This is a genomic window from Sporolactobacillus terrae DSM 11697, assembly GCF_000648615.1.
In the GTDB taxonomy this organism is placed as follows: Bacteria; Bacillota; Bacilli; order Bacillales; family Sporolactobacillaceae; genus Sporolactobacillus; species Sporolactobacillus terrae.
Genome location: NZ_JFZC01000077.1, coordinates 1 through 7757, shown reverse-complemented (window position 1 = coordinate 7757; position 7757 = coordinate 1). Strand labels below are relative to the sequence as shown.

The 7757-nt window shown below is 42.3% G+C and carries 8 protein-coding genes and 1 riboswitch; of the genes, 1 reads left to right on the top strand and 7 read right to left on the bottom strand.

Annotation, left to right across the window (positions count from 1 at the left end; all coding sequences use genetic code 11):
- Positions 1–210: 210 nt before the first annotated feature.
- Entirely contained in the window at positions 211–1158 is a 948-nt protein-coding gene (locus AA84_RS17990) for a 5'-3' exonuclease (RefSeq protein WP_051578048.1), read from the bottom strand.
- A gap of 109 nt (positions 1159–1267) precedes the next feature.
- Between AA84_RS17990 and AA84_RS17985 the strand changes: the two genes are divergently transcribed.
- Positions 1268–2146 carry an alpha/beta hydrolase gene (locus AA84_RS17985; protein WP_051578047.1) on the top strand — a complete coding sequence of 293 codons (879 nt, stop codon included), beginning with the start codon at positions 1268–1270 and terminating at the stop codon, positions 2144–2146.
- Positions 2147–2190: 44 nt separating this feature from the next.
- On the opposite strand, the gene AA84_RS0113740 is transcribed toward AA84_RS17985, so the two are convergent.
- The 6 genes from AA84_RS0113740 to AA84_RS0113715 all read right to left on the bottom strand — a co-directional run bounded on the left by AA84_RS0113740 (position 2191) and on the right by AA84_RS0113715 (position 7281).
- Positions 2191–2679 (bottom strand): QueT transporter family protein, encoded by a 489-nt coding sequence (locus AA84_RS0113740; protein ID WP_028977678.1) that lies wholly within the window; start codon positions 2677–2679, stop codon positions 2191–2193.
- A gap of 9 nt (positions 2680–2688) precedes the next feature.
- Positions 2689–2737: riboswitch (PreQ1 riboswitch) on the bottom strand.
- A gap of 275 nt (positions 2738–3012) precedes the next feature.
- Positions 3013–3471, bottom strand: a complete 459-nt coding sequence (gene tnpA / locus AA84_RS0113735) for an IS200/IS605 family transposase (protein ID WP_051575261.1) — start codon at positions 3469–3471, stop codon at positions 3013–3015.
- A gap of 225 nt (positions 3472–3696) precedes the next feature.
- Positions 3697–4377: a zinc metallopeptidase gene (locus AA84_RS0113730; RefSeq protein WP_028977676.1), complete on the bottom strand. Its 681-nt coding sequence runs from the start codon at positions 4375–4377 to the stop codon at positions 3697–3699.
- A gap of 154 nt (positions 4378–4531) precedes the next feature.
- On the bottom strand, positions 4532–5317 hold the full coding sequence (locus AA84_RS0113725) for a sporulation protein YpjB (protein ID WP_028977675.1): 786 nt from the start codon (positions 5315–5317) through the stop codon (positions 4532–4534).
- Between the two features lie 95 nt (positions 5318–5412).
- Entirely contained in the window at positions 5413–5961 is a 549-nt protein-coding gene (locus AA84_RS0113720; protein WP_028977674.1) for a YpiB family protein, read from the bottom strand.
- 63 nt (positions 5962–6024) lie between these two features.
- Complete coding sequence (locus AA84_RS0113715; protein WP_028977673.1) at positions 6025–7281, bottom strand: tetratricopeptide repeat protein; 1257 nt, start codon at positions 7279–7281, stop codon at positions 6025–6027.
- Positions 7282–7757: the final 476 nt, after the last annotated feature.

Here is a 7757-nt window from a genome sequence, read left to right as displayed (position 1 = left end):
GTACCTCCGCTTTGACTCTTGGCCAAGACACTGGTCTATTGGCTTGAAAACAGGGCAAAATCATGTACTTTCTTTACCTGTAAGAAAAGCCAAGCTGTGCCTGGTTTAACATTTCTTGTGCGCTTTCGTTTCCCACTATCTCTAAACTTGAAGGTCGTGTACTATCGCTTCATTCTCCTGCATAGCATTGATCGAAAACACTTTTTTCGTTCAGCCTATGCTATGATTTGAAAGGTTGCGCCCTCGCCAATTCATTTGAACCAATGCATATTTAACAAGCCGCAAACCAAGTTGATCTACTTTATCAATAAAAGCATCGTCAATTTCTGAAAACTCTGCATCGGATAGATAAAGTGTCACTGGGACTTGGCAATTGATCGCCGCCAGTCGTTTCGATAAGTGCAACATTGACAGATCTGTACTGATCTTCTTTCGCTGTCCGTTTGGAAGCAGTTCCAGATGAGATAGCATCGTATCGATGGAGCCAAATTGTTTCATAAGCTTAAATGCTGTTTTCTCTCCGATACCATGAACACCCGGGTAACCATCGCTTGCGTCACCCATTAACGCCTTAACATCCACATATTGCTGAGGCGTAACGCCGTAATGATCAAAAAAGGTTGACTCGGTATAACTTCGATAGTTGCCGTAACCTTTTTGCAGCAAGTCAACATGTATGTCACGATCAAGGAGCTGAAGCAAATCACGATCACCGGTAACAATCGATACTTGGACATCGTGATGCAGATGTTTGGCAAGCGTACCAATACAATCATCCGCCTCATAACCCGCTAAACCAACGTTAGGGATACCAAATGCATCAACCATTTCCTTTGCCAAGTTAAATTGGGGAATCATCTCCGCCGGAGGTGCCGAGCGGTTTGCTTTATATTCGTCAAACAATTGATGGCGAAATGTTTTTGATCCCATATCCCAGCAAACCGCAATATGGGTTGGCTTCCTATTCTCAATAGCTAATAACAGGTGACGGAGAAATCCTTGAACACCATTCGTTGGAATACCTTGCGCATTAAACATAAACTGACCCGTTGGGGCTGTTGCATAAAAAGCGCGAAACAACAACGCCATCCCGCCTACAAGCAGCAATCGTGATTGTTGTACCAAAAAAACGCCTCTCTTCTTGTTAACTGCCCCCATTATACCATGAATGGTTCTCCCAAAAGGGTGAGACGTATGGTTTTAAAATGCATCGCTTTGCGTTAAGCTATATAGTAATTCATAAGCCGATCTTAATGGAGTGTTCTACGTGAAAATCAAGCGATTCATCTTTATTGCTGCTGCAGCAGTTTTCCTACTTGCATTCTATCTCATTTTTGAACATAGCAGAGCCTCAACAGCAACACATACGGTGACCAACGCTACCGAGACTGCTGCTGAACAGACTGCAGCGGATAATAAGATAAACCATCAGCAGATTCCAACCGTTTTTATTCATGGCTGGAAAGGATCGAAACGTTCTTACCGCACGATGTTGGAACGATTGCACGCAAACTACGATGGTCCGGAACGCGCAATGATTGTTACAGTCCGACCAAATGGAGTCATCAACGTTAGTGGAAGAATAACGAACCAAAAGATCCCAATCATTCAAATTATCTTTTCTCGTAATCATGAGCCTATGGAGCAGCAAGCCGCCTGGCTGAATAACATTTTTCGCATATTAAAGAAAAATTACACCATTGATCAAGTTAATGTTGTTTCCCACTCAATGGGTGGAAAAGCGTTTACCTGTTATTTAGAAAAGATCAAAACTCCGGTTGATTATCCAAAGATACGCAAGTATGTTGCCATTGCTGCTCCATTTGATTGGATCAGCGGCCCGCTCAATGATACTCATCTTTCTATTAAATTTCTGAAACAGCAAAGCTATCTGTATCACCATCGTGATCGTTTGCCTAATAATTTGGATGTTTTAGCTATTGCCGGCATCATGAGCAATGCTCAAGAAGGCGACGGTGTTGTGACATTAAAAAGCGCCTTTTTCGGAAAATATTTCTTTAATCCGAAGCACTATTCCGAGAAGATTGTTTACGGTCCGAATGCCCAACATAGTATGTTGCATGAGAATCCGGAAGTCGATAAAATTGTCGCCGATTACCTTTGGGGACTGCGGCCAAAAAATTAAAAAAAGAAGTGCTTCACTTAAGAAGCACTTCTTTTTTTATCCCCTTAGATTAACTTATCAAGTTTGGCACGACGATTGATTGCATACATAATCGGCATACCAATCAACATTACAACACATTCGCCAATGGCGACTGTCAACCATGTCCACAGAAACGGCAGCTTTAGAACAATTGCAAGTTCCCAGGCAATAAAACACATGGTCAAAGTAAATACCCCTGTGTTTACCAGCATGCGTGCCCAGATGTTGGTTATAAATTTAGAAACAATCATTGTAGTTAAAAGTGCGAGCACTGATTGTCCCGTTCCGAAAATCAGATCATATGGGAGCATCGGCGAGAAAAACAAATTGCCAAGAAATACACCGCAAATAATGCCCCAAAAATATTTCTTGTTGAATACAATCATGTGATTCAACATTTCTGAAATACGAAATTGAACTGCTGAAAAACTGATCGGCTGAAGAAAAAAAGTCAACACAATATAAATGGCGGCAAGCAATGCATTAACCGCCAGCATTTTTACAGTCTTCATACTTAAGACTCCTCCTTAGTTTTTTGATAAACGTGGGATGGTTTCGAACCACGTGAGCATGCTCAAACTCTTTTAGTTTAATCTAAAATGTGGCATTGTCAAGCAATGAACTTCCGCTATTGCCGGTAACGATACAGAAATCAATCTTTGAGTTACAGCTCAAGTCTTGTTTTAAGGAACTTATTCAATCATAACCACCCTTCAAAAGGGTGGTTTGCTCCAAGGCTATAAGCCTTGGATTACCGGCCAGCGTCTCAAGGCGCTGGCCTTCACTTTGTTCAGGCTATATTGACTTTGCCTCTTTTGCTTACCCATAATGGGTGTTTGTACTACTCAGCGACCTCTAAAGGGGTCCTCATATTCTCGAACGCTTAATTTATCCAGTGCAATATCGTGTTTTTCTTGATCTTGAATATATTTCTTGATGGTTGCTTCATTCAATCCTACGGTACTCACATAGTAGCCTTCTGCCCAAAAATGACGATCGCCAAATTTGTACTTTAAGTTTGCATGCTTGTCAAGCATCATCAACGCACTTTTGCCTTTTAAATAGCCCATAAAACTTGCCACGCTCATTTTAGGTGGTATGCTGAGCAGAAGATGCACATGATCAGGCATCATATGTCCTTCCAAAATTTCTACTCCTTTATACCGACAGAGCTGCTTGATGATTTCCTGTAAGCTTCTCCGATATTGATTGTAGATAATTTTTCGTCTATACTTTGGTGTGAATACGATATAGTATTTACACAACCATTTGGTATGGGCTAAACTGTTTGCTTTATTAGCCATTCTAGCGCTTCCTTTCATGTAGCAATATAGCCTGAACATCTATATTCTATCGAAAGGAAGCGCTTCTTTGTATAACGATTTGGTACTCCCCCCGCATAGCGGGGGGTTTTATGTTTCGCACGCTACGCGTACTCAACGGACTAAAGTCCATAAAAAAAAGCTGCCACTTATGTGGCAGCAGACAGGCACATCTCATTGTATGCATTCAGCATTTGAAAGATCCGCTTACTCTTCTCGATTGCTCATCGTAATCATCAAAATAAAACGAACGAGTTCCATTACGGATACCAGTGCAGCGGCAACATAGGTCATTGCTGCTGCAGACAATACCTTTTTGGCCTGTGGCCGTTCATTTTCCTGAACAATGCCTAAGCTGACAATCTGTTTTAATGCACGGCTTGATGCGTCAAATTCGACAGGTAAGGTTACGACCTGGAAAAGCACAGCCGCTGCAAAGAAGACCACGCCCAGCGCAGCAAGCTGAAACATGCCGAGAAATACGCCTGCAAGAATCAAGATGTACGACAAATTTGATCCTAAATTCGCCACTGGAACGAGGGCGCTGCGTACACGCATAAACGTATAATCGTTTGCATCCTGAATTGCGTGCCCGACTTCGTGAGCCGCAACGGCAGTTCCCGCAATAGAAGCACCATGATAAATATCCGTGGAAAGATTAATCGATTTGTCACGCGGATCATAGTGGTCGGTTAAGGATCCTGCAACCTCCCTGACCGTTACATCGTACAAACCGTTATCGTCAAGAATTCGCCGCGCAGTTTGCGCACCGGTCATTCCGGTTGAATTACTGACCTCTGCATAACGAGCGTACGTTGAGCGAACACGCATTTGTGCCCACATGGGGATCAGCATCAGAATGCCCAGATAGATTAGGTATTGAATCATGCTCATTCCTCCAAAATTGATCTAATTAATTGATTCAAGCCTCTTGAAAACGGTACAATCGTCAAACGTATTCAAGCATCAGTTTTCAATCGGAACAATACTATTATAGTCAATTTTAGTCAAACAATCTATCTTTGTCAAAATTTTTACTTTTTCAATGGATCCGTGCTCTTCTTTTCCGTTCTGCTGTATAGCGCACCCAAGATACATAGGCCAGTACGGTTACAACAATTCCCCCAATTATGGGCATAAACCCCATTGTATTTTCTTCTTTACCATTTCGTGATTGTTTAAATAGCCGATTCAAGTCATCGGTTATTCTGTTTAATTGACGTATTCGCTTTGATTCCGTGATATCTTCTAAACGGTGATTGGTTAATGTTGTGATTCGCTGATCAAGCAAAGTCACCATATCCGGCTGACCGTCGATGATCAGTGCTGGATATATGATCGCATATTCATTAAGAAATTGATTAAGTTCATATTGATAATATTCTTGTTTCTTATTTTTCAATGCGGTGTTCATTCGGCTCAGGGGCTTCATGATATCCGAACGTTTTTCCTTCCACATCGGAGTCCCTTCATTTTGTAGCGCATCGAATCCAAGCCGCAGGGAGGCAGCTGCATCAGCTATTTCCTGCTGATTCGCCTGCGTCTTAAGTAAAACCTTAAGCTTTACGATTGAGGTTCCGATCACTTGCTGTTCTTTTTCCGAATACAGATCTAATGAATGATTCCATTTCTCGCTCAGCTCATTCAGAAGGCTTGCGGCTGCTTTATCCTGTTTGGCGATTGAATAGTGAAAAACTTGATCAGAAAGACTGATTAAATTGTCGGTTTGATTTTTCATTGCGGCGCTGCTGTTTTCGGCATATCCGCGTTCTGGAAATCCTATAAACAATGTAAAGCAAACAAAAATGATAAACAGCTTTACGTTCATCGCTTGTCCTCCCTTTAAACGCCTTATCGGAACTATATGAGTTGAGGGACAAGAGTAGACCGCCAAGTGTTTATCATTTAGAGAAGGTTTTCTGTTTATCCGTTCATTTGTTTATTGATTGTATTTAACCGTTTCGTGAGCGTGTAAAACTGCTGCTGATCACCCTCATCAAGTGCATTGTTAATGGCACGAGTCAGCCGGTTGATCATGAAGGTGCGCTCTGCCTCATCCGTAGCATGTTCTGCCATTTGCCCGTACTTCTCATGAATATCCTCATGACTGTTCGGATTTTCTTCCAAAACTGAATAAAAAATAGGCGAGCGGTAGACCGCTTCAATGGATAATTGAAGATAAACATCCTCAATCTGATTCATTCGTAAATCGTGAAATGCTTTTTCAGGATCATCGGTTTCAACCGTTGTTTTCACATAACGGAAGAATTGAATTCCTTTTGCCGAATTACCGATTATAATGGATCGATTCACGCGCGTGACATCATCAACGATATGAATTAAAGACAAGAGTTGGTCATTACTCATTAAATAATGGAGCAACCAAATAATTTCCCGGTTGGTCAGCAGATGACGATCTAAGATCCACCGAAGGAATGTTTTCTTCTGCACATTTGATACCATCTGTTCCATCCTGACGTCCCCTCCTCGCGACCATTCGCATTCATCAAGCGTCATATTATTTATATTCGCCTTTTACTGAATTTCATCCTGCTTAATTCGTTCGACAAATGCTGCAAGATCTTGATTTTCCGGACTCAAACGCGATGCCGTAATTAAAAGATCAAGCCCCTCTTTTAAATGACCTGTTTCTCTTAAAAATTCTCCGTATTCCTGGAGAAATTCTGGATTGTCAGAGAATGCGGACAAACTCATTTTATAGAGCTGCGCTGCCTTTTTGAGTTCGTCTGTTTGATTATAAGCGGTGGCAAGAAACCAGTGCAACAATGGGTCGCCCGTTTCAACCGGCTCGAGCAGCTCAACAACGGCTTCGTAATCCTCATCCTGTGCTTTTAACTCGACAAGATGAGTTAATGCATCCATATTTTCCGGATTCAACTTGAGACATTTTTTGAAGTATTCTGCCGCCTGCTTCTCTTCATTCAATTTTGCTGATAAAATGCCCGCACGTTCAAAAAGACGCTCATTATATTCATCCTGTTCGATTCCCAATTTGATCGATTCTATGGCTTTTTTTAGTTGCCCTTCGTGCTCATACGCTTCGGCAAGTACATTATAAAGCGTACTGTAGCCCGGATCCATTGCTCTTAATGTCTCTAAAGCTTTAATTGCTTTTCGATGTTTATGGATACGTAATGCGGTAACTGCGTAGCCAAAGAGCCCGTCCAGCGTTTTTTCTTGTTTGAAACCCAATTCATATTCTTGCATAGACGCTTCAAATTGACCACTGAGGCTGAGTGCTTCGGCAAGCTTCAAATGGATTTTTTGATCAGCAAGCTCTGGATTATCTTTAACTTCCATCAGGCAGTCAACCGCTTTGCTTGCTTCGCCAATCGATAAATAGAGCTCTCCAAGAGCAAGAATAAGTACAGGCTGATGTGGTGAAACCTTAAGTGCATGAAGCAATTTATGTTCAGCAACCTCATCCAAGCCTTCCATTTGGTACAGATCGGCCAGCATGACTTGTGCACTTAAATAATTGGCATCCAATGAATGAATCCGCTGCAAATAATCAATCGCACCTGTTTCTTCATTCTTATCAATCAGTAGTTCTGAAAGCTGAATAATTAAATCACTGTCATTAGGATAGCGCTTCAGCAAGCGTTCATAAACCGCTTGGGCATCATCAATAAATCCGAATTGTTGATAAAGATCTGCAGCAGCAAACTGAATCCGGTCGTCATGTTCTTCAGCTAACTGGTGCAGCAGGTCGAGCCCTTCCTCAGTTTGTCCGCTTCCTAATAACGCGCGTGCTGTCTCTAATGTACGCATCATGATTCCTCCCAATACGATTCCGATCAAGTTTTTTCTTCTTAAGCAATCATAAGCAACTTTTTTAGGAACTGCAAGGAATGCTCCTTATCCAGAATAGCGCCGCTTGTTTCTTTTTGATTTGTTACACTGAGAAAAACCAAGCTGTGCTTGGTCCTTTATCTCCAGCCATGTGTGATGGACTCGTGTCTTTTCGGTGCTGAATCGCCGCTTCGGTTACTCGCTTGCCGCGGGCGCACCGCGAGCCTCCTGAGACAGGTAGGTATCTGCGGGGTCTCGCTGGCACGCTGTTCCCGCAGGCGTCTCGCACCTCCGCTTTGTTTCTCGGCCAAGACACTGGGCTATTGGTTTGAAGACAGGTCAAAATCATATACTTTCTTATCCTGTGAGAAAAACCGGGCAAAATACGCCCGGTCCTTAATTTCCAACCATGTATGATGGTCTCCTGTCTTTTCGGTGCTGAATCGCCGCTTCGG